2 protein-coding genes are annotated in these 17,953 nt (G+C 42.8%); both read left to right on the plus strand.

Annotated elements, in window-relative coordinates:
• Positions 1-38 precede the first annotated feature (38 nt).
• Positions 39-16,742, plus strand: a complete 16,704-nt coding sequence (locus tag JM81_RS06980; RefSeq protein WP_186435544.1) for a Calx-beta domain-containing protein — start codon at positions 39-41, stop codon at positions 16,740-16,742.
• A gap of 297 nt (positions 16,743-17,039) precedes the next feature.
• The gene (locus JM81_RS06985) at positions 17,040-17,942 is read left to right on the plus strand and encodes a type IX secretion system membrane protein PorP/SprF (protein WP_089263336.1); all 903 of its coding nucleotides are present in this window, start codon (positions 17,040-17,042) and stop codon (positions 17,940-17,942) included.
• Positions 17,943-17,953 lie beyond the last annotated feature (11 nt).

The raw sequence follows: 17,953 nt of genomic DNA on the forward strand, positions 1-17,953 counted from the left end.
GTTAAGTTTAAGAAATGATAGTTTCTGATAATCGACCTATGACCAAAAATTTTATTGCAGCATTAACCTGCGTTCTATTCTGCTTGACCAGCACAATTTTATCGGCCCAATGTGAAAATAGTAATGGTGGTTTTGAAAGCGGCACCACCAATTATGTATTTGGACCCGGGTCTGCTATAGAAAGTAATCCTGTTCATGTGCTCAATGGTAGTTCTGCTGCCTCCTTACCCGCTACTGGCGGTGTGGTAACCACAGTGGGTTACCTAATTAGCGAGGGAGAAACCCTTAATTTTAGTCTATTTAATAAGGTATCCGGAACAACGGGAGATGTAGAGGTATCCGTTAATTTTTATAATGGTGGCGGAACTTTAAGAGGAACCGAGAATTTAACTATTCCAACGAACGCCAACGGCAACTATAAACAAAATGATTTTACGGCTACAGCTCCAGGCGGAACATCGTACTTTGAAATTGAAATATTGAACAACACCAACGATATCGTATATATCGATGACGTTTGTTTTGGATATCAGAGAGAAATTTGTGGTAATGGCATTGATGATGATGGTGATGGTGATGTAGATGAACATTGTTATAGTATATCAGATGCCAGCGTATCTGAAGGTGGGGTAATGACCTTTACCCTTTCTACTACAACGGCAGAATTATTGACAAGCCGTACTTTTGACCTTACTTACGTAAACCTTACCACAACAGATGCCGATTATACCGGACCTGCACAAGTTACAATAAACCCGTTATCAACTTCCAGAACATTTCAGGTTACTGCGGTAAATGATGATTGGGTAGAAGCTACGGAACAACAGTTCGCAATTTATTTTACAAGAAGTACCGGTGAGGTCAATTATGAAAAACGCCAAGGAATAGGAACCATAACCGATACCGATGTGGCCTATGTCACAGGTGGCAATTATGATGTTACCGAAGGAGGAACAATTAGCTACGGACTTACTTTGTCCACAGGAACAAATTCAGGCGGTCAACAATATGTAGGCATAGAAGATGCTTATTCGGTAGATTTCCAAGTTTTGGAATATACGGGTTCCGTTAGTCCGGCCAGTAATGGCACGGATTTTATTGCGTTTACCACAACGGCGACTTTTCCTGCGGGATCGGTTGCAGGTTCCCAAATTTTTATAGATATCCCTACAACTGAGGATTCTATGGTAGAACCATCTGAAGAATTTCATGGTATAAAATCACAAAACCCAGCAGAGGCTACTAAATATGGCTCAGGACCTTCAAGAGTATCCATAAATACGGAAAATTCTTCCTTACGAATACATGACAATGATACTGCAACCATAAGCATTACGGATGCTACCGTTCTTGAAAATGCCGGAAATGCTACAATTACCTTTACTTTAAACGGTGATGTCCAAAATCCTTTTGACATTGATTTTGCAACAGCGGACAATACGGCCCTGGCTACCACGGATTATACCACAGATTCAGGAACAATAAACTTCACAGGTACAAATGCGGAAATGTATGCCATAAATTTTGACATTACTGACGACTCCGTAACAGAACTTCAAGAGAACTTTGTCATTAATCCGGTTTACAACCCAACTACCGTTACTTTAACAAATTATGTACCGCAACAAATAAACTTTGTTCCAAGTTCATCAACGATTACGATAAACGATGATGATCTGGATACGGACAATGATGGTATTAGGGATGCAGTGGACATTGACGATGACAATGATGGTATTTTGGATACCAATGAAGCCATTGAGTGTATTGATGATGATTATCTGGCTTGGGAATTTAATTCTCCTCCCGGTACCAGAACAGTGGACTATGTCCAAAATCCAGCAATAACAAATTGGTTAATTTCCTCGGCTTCCGATATTGTTATCGGTAGCGGAATTACAGATGCTTCACCTGGAACGGAATTACAGATTACAGATTTAAATGCGGCAAACTATACGGAAGCAATTGTCAATAATGACTACATAGAAGTAAGTTTTACGACCGCAAGTAATTTGACATATCCTGTTATGGAACGAATGGGTGTCAACTGGTATCAAAATTCCGATGGTACTACTATTGGTAATGCCTATGATGCGGCCATAGCCATATCAAAAGATAATTTTGTAACCTCTACCTTGTTGAATTCTGATGTTAGGGTTCATTATCCTACTAATGGGGTTTCTGAGTTTTTTGATTTAACACAGTCCGGGGTACAATATAATTTAGAAGAAAACACAACGTATACCGTTCGTATTTACGCCTATAACCAACAATCTGATGGTAATGTGGCATATTCCGTTTTCGATGATTTGACCCTAAGGTTGTCATCATGTTTGGAACGTGATACGGATGGGGACAATATTCCCGACCAATTAGATAACGATAGTGATAATGATAATTGTGTAGATGCGGTAGAAGCCGGACATACAGATCCAGATGCAGATGGTTATTTAGGCAATTCACCAGTGACAGTAAATGCTGAGGGTCAAGTTACGGGCCAAGGCGGGTATACAGGAGTAAGCGGAAATGAAATTTTGGCAACGGAAACAACCGTAAATGTTCCACCTTCCAATACTACGGTCAACGAAGGAGGCTCAACTACTTTTTCCATAGATGTATCTGCCATAAACACAACAAATTTTGCTTCTAGTGCTCCGGTCTATTCCGGTCCTGGAAGTTCTGATTCTTCTAGCGAACTAAACTATCAATGGCAGGAAAATGGTGTAAATCTTAGTGATAACGGGGTATACAGTGGTGTAACCACCAATACCTTGGCCATAAGCGATGTTTCTGGTTTAAGTGGGAATACGTATACGGTAATCGTTACCCATAATGACCATTTATGTACCAATATTCAACACTCTGCAACCCTAACCACAGTTGATATTTGTGATCCGGTAGCATCAGGATATACTGATACGGATGGTGATGGTCTAACGGATATTTGTGATCAAGATGATGATAATGATGGTATTTCAGATACTGAAGAATGCCCCATTGTACCTGTAGATTTTAGTGCAATTGAATCTGACCCCATAAATGTGGGCGATGCATCCGTCAGTTTTTCCAATGATATCAACGGTAATGCCTTACCATTGACCTTGAGTATTGCTAATATTACAAGTTATGGCGCTACAGATGTAGGTGTCCTTTCCGAGAATTCTGGGTCAATATTAAGATTTCAAGACGCCAATGGGGTAACCTCCGGTACTGGGTATTCTGCGGAATTACAGTTTTCAGAACCTTCCAATTTCAGATTTGGAGCAGATAATACATTGGGGAATTCCAATATCAATCAATCGGATAGATTCATCATTACTCCTATCAACCCTTCCGCAGATTTTAAATGGATCGTTATATCCAGTGCAGCTGCGGATATTACTACGGTAAATAACGAAATGACCTTAACTGGGGACAGTAGCTCCGGTAACCTGGGAAATACTCCTTTCGCTGAATTTGACATTACTATTTCAGGTACGGTAGAAGGATTGATCGTATATCATGAAGCCAACTTCTCCGCGCCTTCCCCTAGTGGTGTTAATTCCGGTAGATTTTCTTTTTCTTTCTGCCCAGATTCTGACAATGATAATATTCCTGATAGTCTTGAAACGGATAGTGACGGTGATGGTTGCGCAGATACGGTAGAAGCTGGTTTTACTGATACAGACAACGATGGCATATTGGGTACATCTCCCGTAACGGTTGATGCTAACGGACTGGTAACTGGACAAGGTGGTTATACCGGTACAAATGCAAATGTAACAACCGCCAACACTCCTGCGGTTATTACCACACAACCTACCAACCAAATAACAAATTTAGGCGGTAATGCCACATTTACGGCAGTAATTTCCGGAACTGGCCTTACCTACCAATGGGAAATAAGTACGGACGAGGGCACCAATTGGAATCCAATTACCAATTCGGGAATTTATACTGGGGCAGATACCGATCAATTGACCTTAACCGGGGTTTCCACATCTGATCACGCTAATGTATTTAGGCTTATTGCCTCTGATATTAATAATGCTTGTACCCCAGAAGTAATTACCAATGAAGTTAATCTTTATATAACTCCAGAAATCAGCATATCGGATTCTGCAACAACGGAAGGTTCCGATAACGTTTTCACGATAACCGCATCTCATAGTATTAGTCAGGATATTACGTTCAATATCGCGTACACTGATATAACAACCAATAGTGATATTGCCACTAATGGTGTTGATTATAATGGACCAAATTCGGTTACACTTTTGGCAAATTCAACATCGGTAACTTACAATGTTGCTACGGTAGACGACCTTCTTTTTGAAGGAACAGAAGAATTTGAAACCCAAATAGCTTACGGTTCTGGCGGTACGGTCACTATTATTGATAATGAAGGGCAAGGCTTAATTTATGATAATGACAACCCCGCTGCAGGAGAAGGTATTTCCGTAGCAGATTTTTCCGTTAGCGAAGATGTTGCCGGAGGAATCGCAAATTTCGTTTTTACCTATACAGGTCCTGAAGTAGAAAGATCATTTACCTTGGAATATCTTATAAATGACGGTAGCGCACAATTATCTTCAGATTATTTGATCAATGGTGGAACTACCATTACAGGAATCATCACATTCCCGGCCAATACAAGTAATGGAGATACGCAGAGCTTAAACATTAATATCATAAATGACAATTATATTGAACCTACGGAAGATTTGACCTTGGACATTACGAACAAGTCCTTTTCTAATCTTATTATCGTAGACAATACAGCTATTGGAACCATTACCAACGATGAGACTCCTGCCGCAGGAGAAGGAATTTCAATCGCAGATTTTACGGTTAATGAAGGAATTACCGGCCCAAATACTGTTGACTTCGTCGTTACATATACAGGACCTTCCGTTGAAAATGCATTTACTGTAGATTATGCCCTTGCAGATGTAACCACTACCGCAGGATCGGATTATAGTGCCAGTGCTACTGGAACAATCACTTTTCCTGCAGATACCGCAGATGGAGATACACAAGTCATTACGTTGTCAATAACAAATGACAACATAATTGAAGGTGATGAAAGTTTAACGGCTACATTATCCAATGTATCCAATCCCTTTTTGACTATAGTAGATGGAAATGCCACCGGTATCATAGAAGATAACGACACCACACCATCCACAGGATTATCCGTTGCAGATTTTACCGTTAACGAAGCAATAGGTACCGTCAATTTCGTAGTTACCTATACAGGGAAAAACGTTAAGGACGGATTCACAGTAGATTACGCTATCAATAATGGCACCGCTTTATCCGGTCAGGACTTTACGGCAGACCTTGCCAATCAACTTTCATTTCCCGCTGGTACCACCAACGGAACCACAAGGTCGGTAGCCGTTACCATTAATGATGACTTGATTATTGAGGGACCTGAAAATTTAAGTATACAATTGTCCAATCTATCTACATCCTTGCTTAATCTAGTAGATCCAGATGCTTTAGGTACAATAACCGACAATGATACCAAAACGGCCACGACCGGTCTTACCGTTGCTGATTTCACCGTTAACGAAGCTGGCAATACCGCTAACTTTGTCATTACTTATAACGGTAAGGAAGTTCAAAACAGTTTTACGGTGGATTATGCCATTACAGATGGTACAGCAACCGTAACTACGGATTATAATGTTAGTCCGCTTACAGACACCTTGATATTTCCTGCAGGTACTCAAGATGGTGACCAATTGACCGTTGCCATAGATATCTTAGAGGATGTAATCATAGAAGGGAACGAAACCTTAAATTTTGCGCTTAGCAATCTTTCTACGACACTGATCAATATTGTTGATGGCACTGCCCTAGGAACAATTGTGGACAATGATATAAAAACCGCTACAACGGGCTTAAGTGTTGCAGACTTTACCATTGCTGAAGATAGTGGTACCGCTAATTTCGTCATTACCTATAACGGATTGGAAGTACAGGAAGCCTTTACGGTAGATTATAACATTGCCGACATTTCCACAACGGTCAACGCTGACTATACGGCTACACTTACGGATCAAATTTCCTTCCCCGCAGGAACTTCCAATGGGGACCAAGTATTTATAGCTGTTAACGTTATCAATGATAATCTTATAGAGGCCAATGAGCAATTAAGCCTGCAATTATCCAATCTTTCAACCAACCTGATCAATATTGTTGATGCAAATGCAAACGGTACTATCACAGACAACGATAATACGTCGGATAAAGGAATTGATTTTCAAAACCTAACGGTAACCGTTACCGAAGGCGACCCAGGCGATACCGTGGAAGCCAATTTTATCGTTGAATTTATTGGTGATATAGATACAGGGGAAACCATTGAGGTAGATTATTTGATCAACAACGGTACTGCCGCCAATGCTACCGATTTCTCCCCTCCTGCTACCGTTCAGACATTGACCTTTACCAACTTGACCAAAACAAATACCATTACGGTTCCTATCCTTAACGATAATACGGTAGAGGCTGTAGAAGATTATTACGTGGACCTTGTAGCTATACGGTCTAATGTAGGTATCAGATTATTGAACAACCGTGCAACAGGTATTATTAACGATGATGATGGGGGTAGTTTATCCGTAGCCGGTTTTAGCATTGTTGAGCAGACCAATTCCATTAATTTTGATGTGTCCTATAGTGGCGACAGGGTTGTTGGCGGATTTACGGTAGCTTATCAAATTACGGACATTTCCACTACTTCTGGGGTAGATTATACGGTAGAGACTTCTTCAACAGGTACTTTAACGTTTACCGGGGTGGATAATGAGGTGAGGTCCGTACAGATCAATATAATAGGTGATTCCTTTATAGAACCTAATGAGGACTTACAGATAACGATTTCAAGTCCATCAATACCACAGATTACCATTGCGAACAACCAAGCTACGGGTACCATTGTCAATGATGACTCAGGTAGTATTTCCGTAACCGGTTTTTCTGTGGATGAGTACAATACCACCGCTAATTTTAATGTCACCTATACCGGTCAGCCCATAGATGGCGGATTTACGGCTTCTTACGTAATCAACGATGTAACTACGACTTCCGGAACGGATTATACAGTAGCATCACAAACTGGTACCCTAAACTTTACGGGCGCCAATAATCAGGTGTTACAGGTACCTGTCAACATTATTCAGGATGCTATTATAGAAGGAAATGAGACATTGAATATCACCATCACTTCAATTTCGCCCAATTTAGTTACTTCTACCAATGTCACCGCCACGGGTACCATTGTAGATATCAACCATCAACCAACTGCTGTTGATGATTCCTTTGTGGTTTTCGGTACAACGGATTTAACCATTTTGGCCAATGATGATTTTGGTTTCGACGGTCCTGCGGCCGTTAATTCACTTCAAGTTGGTGCCGCTCCAATAAATGGTACGGTAACGATTATGGACAATGGCACCCCAGGAGATTCAACGGACGATTATTTTGAGTACCTACCAAGTCCGTCATTTAATGGTAACGACTCATTTACATATATAATTACGGATTCTAACGGCTCAACGGATACGGCCACCGTAAATATTTATGTAAACGATACCAATCTTAAGAAAGATTTTGAAATTAGATATCAAGGAAGTATCAACGGAGATTTTACAATGATCGCCAACAATGTACTTTCCCGTACTAGAACAGGGAACTATAATGGGGAAGATGGCAACCATGACTTCACTGACAATGTCTTTGTTGATATTGATTCTGACCCAACGACCTTTAACTCTACCAATGCCAATTTGGCAAATCCAGAACCAAGTTTAAGCTGTCTTAATATCAAGAAAGCATATTTATACTGGGCAGCGGCAGATAAAGAATATGATGGTACTACCGGTGGTGGTGCCACGGAACCCACTTGGAACTATAACCAGGTGAAATTAATGCTTCCAGGTCAAACGACCTATACGACCGTATCTGCGGATGAAGTAATCTATAGGGGTCGTAATGACCATTTTCAAAATGACCCCTATGTGTGTATAAAGGATATTACGGATGACATAAACTTGCTTGCTTCTCCTTTTGGCACCTATCAAGTAGGTAACGTAAAAGCTACGGAAAGAAGGTTATTATCGCATGGTATCAATAGTAATACCGGTACATCTGGTGGTTGGCAAATTGTATTTGTCTATGAAAACGTATCATTGGACCCAAAAAATATTACGTTATATGATGGGTATGTTCATACGTTTGCCTCTAATGGTGCAGGTGAAACGGAATTTACGTTTAGTGGTTTTGAAACTATTCCAAATGGTGTCGTAAATGGTGATGTAATGATTGGCGCATTGGAGGGAGATAGAGATCTTTCCGGAGATCAACTATTGATTTATGATGCTACAAACAACTGGTCCAATATCAGCACAGCTTTGAGACCTGATAATAATTTCTTTAATAGTAGAATTACTATCGATGGATTAAACTATGTAAACCGTAGTCCTGCGAGTACAAATACGTTAGGTTTTGATGCTGCCCTTTTTCCGTTAACAAATGGAGGTAATCAATATATTCAAAACAATCAAACATTTGCCCGATTTAAAATCACAACAGATCAGGAATCTTATGGACTATACCTCATGGGACTTAGTGTTGATGTATACCAACCAAGTTTGGGTGCCCTAAGCCTAGATGTTAATGCTACCGGTCCTTTTGATGCAGGCGAAGTGGTTCCGTTAACGTTGAATATTACTAACACTGGAAATGATGATATAGAGGATTTAGAAATTACAACCGTACTGCCAGTAGAAGCTGACTTCTCCGGAGTAGGTACATTGCCTGCCGGCGTTTCACATTCTTATGACACATTATCAAGAACCTTGACCTTTACCGTTGCTAACGGTAATACCAACATGGGAGCAGATTTTGAGATAGATTTTGATATTGTACTTAGGGAACAATGTTATTTCTTGGAAGATGCTTGTACGGCAAGTTTTGAAATTCAATCTACAGCCACCTTTACCGGGGCAACGAACGGTAATACGTATACCACAAATAGTTCCTCTTCTACGGATTCTTGTGGAATTGGAACACATGACCCAACGGTCATAGATGTACAACAACCTGATCAAGTTGCATGGGCAACGGCTCCAAATGCATTGAACAGAACCGTTTCATGTGACAATATTTCAGCTTTGAACAATGCAAACTCTCTGGAACCTGCAACGGCAATCTGTGATTTCACCTTGAACAAGACTGCAGGTGCATTTGTACCATCTGGCTCTTGCCCTACTGAAGGTACATATACCAATACGTGGACATTTACAGATGCGTGTGGTAGAGTAAGCGAAACATATACTCAAATCATAACCATTGAGGATAATGACGCTCCAACCTTCAACGAATCCCTACCTGGGGATACGTATGCGGCACATGATAATATTCCGGTAGCTCCGATACTATCCGCCAATGATAATTGTGATGCAAATTCTACGGTAGTCTTTACGGAAACTTATGACGGTGACAATACAAGTACATCATATACCATCATTAGAAATTGGTCCGTAAACGATTGTGCAGGTAATAATACCAGCCATACCCAATATATTTATGTTAGTGAAAATGGAGACCCTATTGGTCTAAGTATTTCGGATATAACGGTAAATGAAGATGCAGGCACGGCAACGGTTGTGGTTACGCATACAGGATCGGTATCCGGTGGTTTTACACTAAACTACACTACTGCTGATGATACTGCGTTACAATCCAATGATTATATTGCACAGTCTAATTTAATTTCTTTCTCCGGTACCAATAATGAAAAAAGGTCCATTACCATTACTATCAATAACGATGACCTTATTGAGGTAACCGAGCAGTTCTTCGTACAGATTAGCAATGGTACCAATACACCACCAATAAACGATAATGAGGGTATTATCACCATTACGGACAATGATAATATTCCAGGTACAACAGGGGTATCTTTTGCCAATAACAATGTAGTCGTTACCGAAGGCACAAATACCTATGCGAGATTTACCGCTACGTTTACAGGAAATATTGCTCCTGGTCAAGATGTTTTGGTAGACTACATTACATCTAATGGCACCGCAGGCGAACCTGATGATTATACGCTGACGCAGGGTACCATTACTTTTAATAGTACTACGAATTCCGTTGATATAGATGTTCCGATCATTGATGACTCCATCATTGAACAAACAGAGGATTTTGTATTGACCTTATCCAATATACAATCTAACCTAGGTGTTGGCTTTGTGGATCAACAACCTACCAATACCGCAAACGGAACCATAAACGATAATGATAATATTCTGGGAACAACAGGTATTTCCTTTACCGATGATACGGTCATTGTAACCGAAGGTTCAGAAACGTTTGCAAGGTTTGTAGTAACCTTTACCGGGGCCATTGCACCAGGCGAGAATGTAACTGTGGATTTTGAAACATCTGATGGTATTTCTGCCCAACCAGCTGAACAACCTGACGATTACACATATACCAATGGTACGATAACCTTCAATAGTACAACGACCACGTTCAATATAGACGTGCCGTTCAATGACGATAATATCATTGAACCTACTGAAGATTTTATCTTGACCTTGTCCAATGTGCAATCTAATATAGGAGTTGGCTTTGTTGATCAACAACCTACAAATACGGCTATAGGAATCATCAACGATAACGATAATGATCCTGGTGTAACAGGAATATCGTTTGAAAACGATAACATTACTGTGAACGAAGCGGATATCTCCGCTACGATCACCGTTCTTCTTACGGGCAATGTACAAGGGGGCTTTAGCATAGACTATACCACTACTCAAGACTCTGCACTACCAGTAGATGACTATACTGCTGTGTCCGGTACATTAAACTTTAACGGTACTGATGGAGAAAGGATTACGATTACCGTTCCTATTACCAATGATAGTTTCATTGAACCTACGGAGCAATTTTTCATCGACTTATCCAATATTTCCACTTCGTTGATTGCCATAAACGACAATCAAGGTACGATCACCATTGAGGATGACGATCTAGCGCCAGGTAACGGTATTGACTTTGTCGCAACAAATGTTGAGGTAACCGAAGGTGTTGGTGTTACGGCCGTTTTCGATGTTATTCTTTCAGGTACTTTCCAAGAGCCGTTCGATGTAGCCTTTGAAACAGCTTTTGGCACTGCTACAGCAACAGATTTCATTGCTCAATCGGATATTTTATCGTTCGCAGGTAACAATAATGAAGTTCATCAAATCACAGTAAACATACTTAATGATAATTTTATAGAACCTACCGAAGGATACTTTGTTAACCTATTAAGTACTACAAATCCTTTAGTGCCAATAAATACACCACAAGCTACAGGTACTATCCTTGATGATGATAATACTCCGGGTACCACAGGAATATCCTTTGACGCAGCGGACATTATCGTGACAGAGGGCGTGGGCGTACAGGCCGTGTTCACCGTGAACTTTACGGGCGAGATCGCCCCGGGAGAGGAAGTGAGCGTGGACTTCACCACCAACGACGGGACAGCCCTGGACGGAACGGACTACATCGCCGACATCGGTACGCTGACATTCAGGAACGACGAGTACACAAGGACGGTGGCCATCGATATCGTAAACGACAATTTCATAGAGCCGCAGGAGCAGTTCTCCATGGTACTGTCCAACATACAGTCCAACATGGGCATCGAGTTCGTGGACCAACAGCCCACGAATACCAAGACCGCGACCATACTGGACGACGACAACATTCCGGGCACCACCGGTATCTCGTTCGACGCAGCGGACATCATCGTCACCGAGGGCGTGGGCGTACAGGCCGTGTTCACCGTGAACTTTACGGGCGAGATCGCCCCGGGAGAGGAAGTGAGCGTGGACTTCGCCACCAACGACGGGACAGCCCTGGACGGAACGGACTACATCGCCGACATCGGTACGCTGACATTCAGGAACGACGAGTACACAAGGACGGTGGCCATCGATATCGTAAACGATAATTTCATAGAGCCGCAGGAGCAGTTCTCCATGGTGCTGTCCAACATACAGTCCGACATGGGCATCGAGTTCGTGGACCAACAGCCCACGAATACCAAGACCGCGACCATACTGGACGACGACAACATTCCCGGTACTACAGGTATATCCTTTGACGCAGCGGACATCATCGTGACAGAGGGCGTGGGCGTACAGGCCGTGTTCACCGTGAACTTTACGGGCGAGATCGCCCCGGGAGAGGAAGTGAGCGTGGACTTCGCCATCAACGACGGGACAGCCCTGGACGGAACGGACTACATCGCCGACATCGGTACGCTGACATTCAGGAACGACGAGTACACAAGGACGGTGGCCATCGATATCGTAAACGACAATTTCATAGAGCCGCAGGAGCAGTTCTCCATGGTACTGTCCAACATACAGTCCGACATGGGCATCGAGTTCGTGGACCAACAGCCCACGAATACCAAGACCGCGACCATACTGGACGACGACAACATTCCGGGCACCACCGGTATCTCGTTCGACGCAGCGGACATCATCGTCACCGAGGGCGTGGGCGTACAGGCCGTGTTCACCGTGAACTTTACGGGCGAGATCGCCCCGGGAGAGGAAGTGAGCGTGGACTTCGCCACCAACGACGGGACAGCCCTGGACGGAACGGACTACATCGCCGACATCGGTACGCTGACATTCAGGAACGACGAGTACACAAGGACGGTGGCCATCGATATCGTAAACGATAATTTCATAGAGCCGCAGGAGCAGTTCTCCATGGTGCTGTCCAACATACAGTCCGACATGGGCATCGAGTTCGTGGACCAACAGCCCACGAATACCAAGACCGCGACCATACTGGACGACGACAACATTCCCGGTACTACAGGTATATCCTTTGACGCAGCGGACATCATCGTGACAGAGGGCGTGGGCGTACAGGCCGTGTTCACCGTGAACTTTACGGGCGAGATCGCCCCGGGAGAGGAAGTGAGCGTGGACTTCGCCACCAACGACGGGACAGCCCTGGACGGAACGGACTACATCGCCGACATCGGTACGCTGACATTCAGGAACGACGAGTACACAAGGACGGTGGCCATCGATATCGTAAACGATAATTTCATAGAGCCGCAGGAGCAGTTCTCCATGGTGCTGTCCAACATACAGTCCAACATGGGCATCGAGTTCGTGGACCAACAGCCCACGAATACCAAGACAGCTACCATACTGGACGACGACAACATTCCCGGTACTACAGGTATATCCTTTGACGCAGCGGACATTATCGTGACAGAGGGCGTGGGCGTACAGGCCGTGTTCACCGTGAACTTTACGGGCGAGATCGCCCCGGGAGAGGAAGTGAGCGTGGACTTCGCCACCAACGACGGGACAGCCCTGGACGGAACGGACTACATCGCCGACATCGGTACGCTGACCTTCAGGAACGACGAGTACACAAGGACGGTGGCCATCGATATCGTAAACGACAATTTCATAGAGCCGCAGGAGCAGTTCTCCATGGTACTGTCCAACATACAGTCCAACATGGGCATCGAGTTCGTGGACCAACAGCCCACGAATACCAAGACCGCGACCATACTGGACGACGACAACATTCCGGGCACCACCGGTATCTCGTTCGACGCAGCGGACATCATCGTCACCGAGGGCGTGGGCGTACAGGCCGTGTTCACCGTGAACTTTACGGGCGAGATCGCCCCGGGAGAGGAAGTGAGCGTGGACTTCGCCACCAACGACGGGACAGCCCTGGACGGAACGGACTACATCGCCGACATCGGTACGCTGACATTCAGGAACGACGAGTACACAAGGACGGTGGCCATCGATATCGTAAACGACAATTTCATAGAGCCGCAGGAGCAGTTCTCCATGGTGCTGTCCAACATACAGTCCGACATGGGCATCGAGTTCGTGGACCAACAGCCCACGAATACCAAGACCGCGACCATACTGGACGACGACAACATTCCCGGTACTACAGGTATATCCTTTGACGCAGCGGACATCATCGTGACAGAGGGCGTGGGCGTACAGGCCGTGTTCACCGTGAACTTTACGGGCGAGATCGCCCCGGGAGAGGAAGTGAGCGTGGACTTCGCCACCAACGACGGGACAGCCCTGGACGGAACGGACTACATCGCCGACATCGGTACGCTGACATTCAGGAACGACGAGTACACAAGGACGGTGGCCATCGATATCGTAAACGACAATTTCATAGAGCCGCAGGAGCAGTTCTCCATGGTGCTGTCCAACATACAGTCCGACATGGGCATCGAGTTCGTGGACCAACAGCCCACCAACACCAAGACCGCGACCATACTGGACGACGACAACATCCCGGGTACGACCGGCATCTCGTTCGACCCTACCGATGTTATTGTAACAGAAGGTGTAGATCCAGAGGCTATCTTTACAGTTAACTTCACCGGAGAAATTACACCCGGAGAAGACGTGACCGTAGAATATGTTACCTATGACGGTACTGCAATGGATGGTTTTGATATGACGGCACAAATTGGGTCGTTGACATTCAACAATGGAAACTATACCGCAACAATTAATATACCTATTCTTGATGATAGTTATATAGAGCCGCAAGAGGCATTTACGGTAGAGCTATCAAACATTCAGTCCAATATGGGGATAGAGTTCCTTGATCTTCAACCTACCAATACGGATACAGGTATCATTAACGATGATGACAATATTTTGGGTACAACAGGTATCTCTTTTGATCCTGCCGATGTCATTGTAACCGAAGGTGTTGATCCAGAAGCAATATTTACGGTCAACTTTACAGGATTGATTACCCCTGGAGAAGATGTTACCGTGGATTTTGCTACCTATGATGGTACTGCTATTGACGGTTCCGATATAACCGCACAAACTGGAACGTTAACCTTTAACGATAATAATTATAGCGTAACTTTTGCCATACCGATATTAAATGATGAAATCATTGAACCAATAGAGGAGTTTACCACGGTATTATCAAATATACAGTCTAATATGGGGATAGAGTTCCTAGATCTTCAACCTACCAATACGGATACAGGTATCATTAACGATGATGACAGCGATCCATCTACTAAAGGTGTAGAATTTGATCTTACATCCATAATCGTAAATGAGGATGCCGGTACGGTAAATATAGATGTTGTACTTAACGCACAGGTTCAAGAAGAGTTCACTGTTGAATACTATACCGTTGATGCCACCACAATTGAAGGTGACGATTATATTGGCGTTCCAAGAAATTCACAAACCTTGACATTTGGCGGTATTCATGCGAACACACAGACCATTGTCATAAATATTATAGATGATATTATCATTGAAGATCCTGAAAATTTCAGGGTTATCCTAGAGAATATTTCATCACCATTGGTAGGTATACTTTCCAATGATATTACAACGGTGACCATTGTAGACAATGATGGTGATGAAGGTTGGCCTACCGATGTTACTATTGAGGCTTGTGATAGCATACCTGAGGTTTACGAAATCACCTCGGATAGTACATGTGCCATATCTGTAGCGTATGATGAATTAATTGAAGGACAGGATGATGAATGTGCTACGGAATACACAATTACGAGAACTTGGACGGTTACAGATTGTGTAGGCAATGTGCGCACCCACACTCAGGTAATTACAATTGAAGATACCGTTGCACCTACGTTCAACGAAGAATTGCCACAAAATATGACTGTGGAATGCAACATGGTTCCAGATGCGGTAACACTTACGGCTACAGATACCTGCGACCCTAATATTGATGTGGTTTTTGAAGAAACCATTACCAATGATGCCAACTGTGCCCTTGGTTACACTGTTACAAGAACTTGGAACGCAACAGATTGCGCAGGTAATAATGTTGAGCATACACAGGTAATAACAGTTGAGCCCACGGGACCAATTATGACAGAGGCCTATGAAGAGGAAATCTCCATCATATGTGGGGATGAAATACCGGCTGTACCTGAATTGATATATACCGGTGGTTGTGATAATTATGAAGTGGTATTCAATGAAGAAACCCAATATGCCACTGATAGTGATGACTTCATGATCATCAGAAATTGGGAGTTAACAGATTCTTGCGGCAATACGGCATCGTTTGAACAAATCATCTTTGTTCTTCAACCTCAGCTAGAAGAGATAACGATCAATATCTGTATTGAAGACCAGCCAATTGATTTACTAAATTATTTACCACAGGATTTTGACCAAAACGGCACATTCATGATTCTTGAAGGGGATGTGGTCCTTGAACAAAGTTTCTTTGACCCAATGAACCATGAGCCTGGAGAATATAAAATAGCTTACAGTTCTACAGAAGGAACATGTAAATACTATGTAGATTTTACGGTCTTGATAGATACGGAATGTGTACCATGTGGTAGAGGGGAAATTGTATTGTCCAAAGCGGTAACCGCAAACGGAGATGGTGTCAATGATTACTTTGAGATAAAAGGTGTTGAATACTGTACGTTTAGTTTTGACATTATGATCTTCAATAGATGGGGAACCAAGGTGGCGGAAATTCAGGACTACCAAAATGATTGGGGCGGTGTTGCTCCTAGCGGATCATTTGGTCAATCTGGTATGTTACCAACCGGTACTTACTACTATATCATTACGGCAACCGATAGGGAAACCGGTAAAATACTTGAACCTTTTAACGGATATATATATCTGGGAACCGAATAAGAATAATGTAAAGTGTAATGTTGCCCCTTTATGTTCGGGTCAACATTACACTATTTAAATCTTAACAACATACTTGTTAAAACATTCATTTTAAGCATTGTACATAAAATTTATCAAGCAATGATTATATCTGATAATAGCATCAGTTCATCGAGTAAAAGGTATAAGAACGAATATTACAAGGCAATGACCGTCTAATTTTTAAAAGTATGACGCATCAACCTAATTTTGATAACAATAAGATTAACCTACTTATAAAAAATACATAGCGGTAATCGCTAAACCCTGAACTATACCATGAGAAAAGCTCATATTCTTTTAGCTGTACTACTTTTTATGGGTGCCTTTGCCAAAGCGCAGCAGCTACCCCAGTTTACGCAATACATGTACAACACCATTTCAGTTAACCCCGCCTATGCAGGTAGCCGGGAAACATTAAATGCTACAGTACTGCACAGAAACCAATGGGCAGGTCTAGAGGGAAATCCAAGAACGAGTACCTTTTCGGTTCATACCCCATTAAAAAATGAACGAATAGGTTTAGGGGTGTCATACATCAATGACCGTTTGGGTTTTGAAAGTACCAATTACTTTTATGCCGATTTTTCATATACCGTACCCGTTAGCGAGGAAATAAACCTACGCTTTGGTTTAAAGGGCGGCGCAACTAGTTATAACCTGGTTAACCCAGACCCCAATGATCAATTTTTCAATTCTAACTTTAACAGTATTAACCCTAATTTTGGTGCCGGTGTATATATTGGCTCTAACAGATGGTATGCGGGTATTTCTTCCCCAAGAATCCTTAATACCGATTTGAACGAGGGTGAATTTCAGGCATTGGAACGAAATAGTTATTACGCCATTGGTGGACTTGTGTTCGACTTGTCGGCTACCACAATATTCAAGCCTACCATAATTACCAAATTTACCAATGGTGCTCCGGCCACTTATGATTTTACCATCAACTTTTTGTTCAACGAAAAGTTTTGGATTGGTACTTCCTATCGTGTAAACGATGCTTCAAATTTTGGTGCCATGATGGATTACCAAGTATCAAAGGATTTTAGGATCGGTTACGCCTATGACCTACCGACTTCTGCGGTAAGACCGTACACCGGAGGAACCCATGAAATTATTTTAATCTATGAAATCAGAAAGAAAGTATTAGGTCCTGTAAAATCCCCAAGATATTTCTAGAATCCTAAATC

The organism is Maribacter sp. MAR_2009_72, assembly GCF_007827235.1.
Classification (GTDB): domain Bacteria; phylum Bacteroidota; class Bacteroidia; order Flavobacteriales; family Flavobacteriaceae; genus Maribacter; species Maribacter sedimenticola.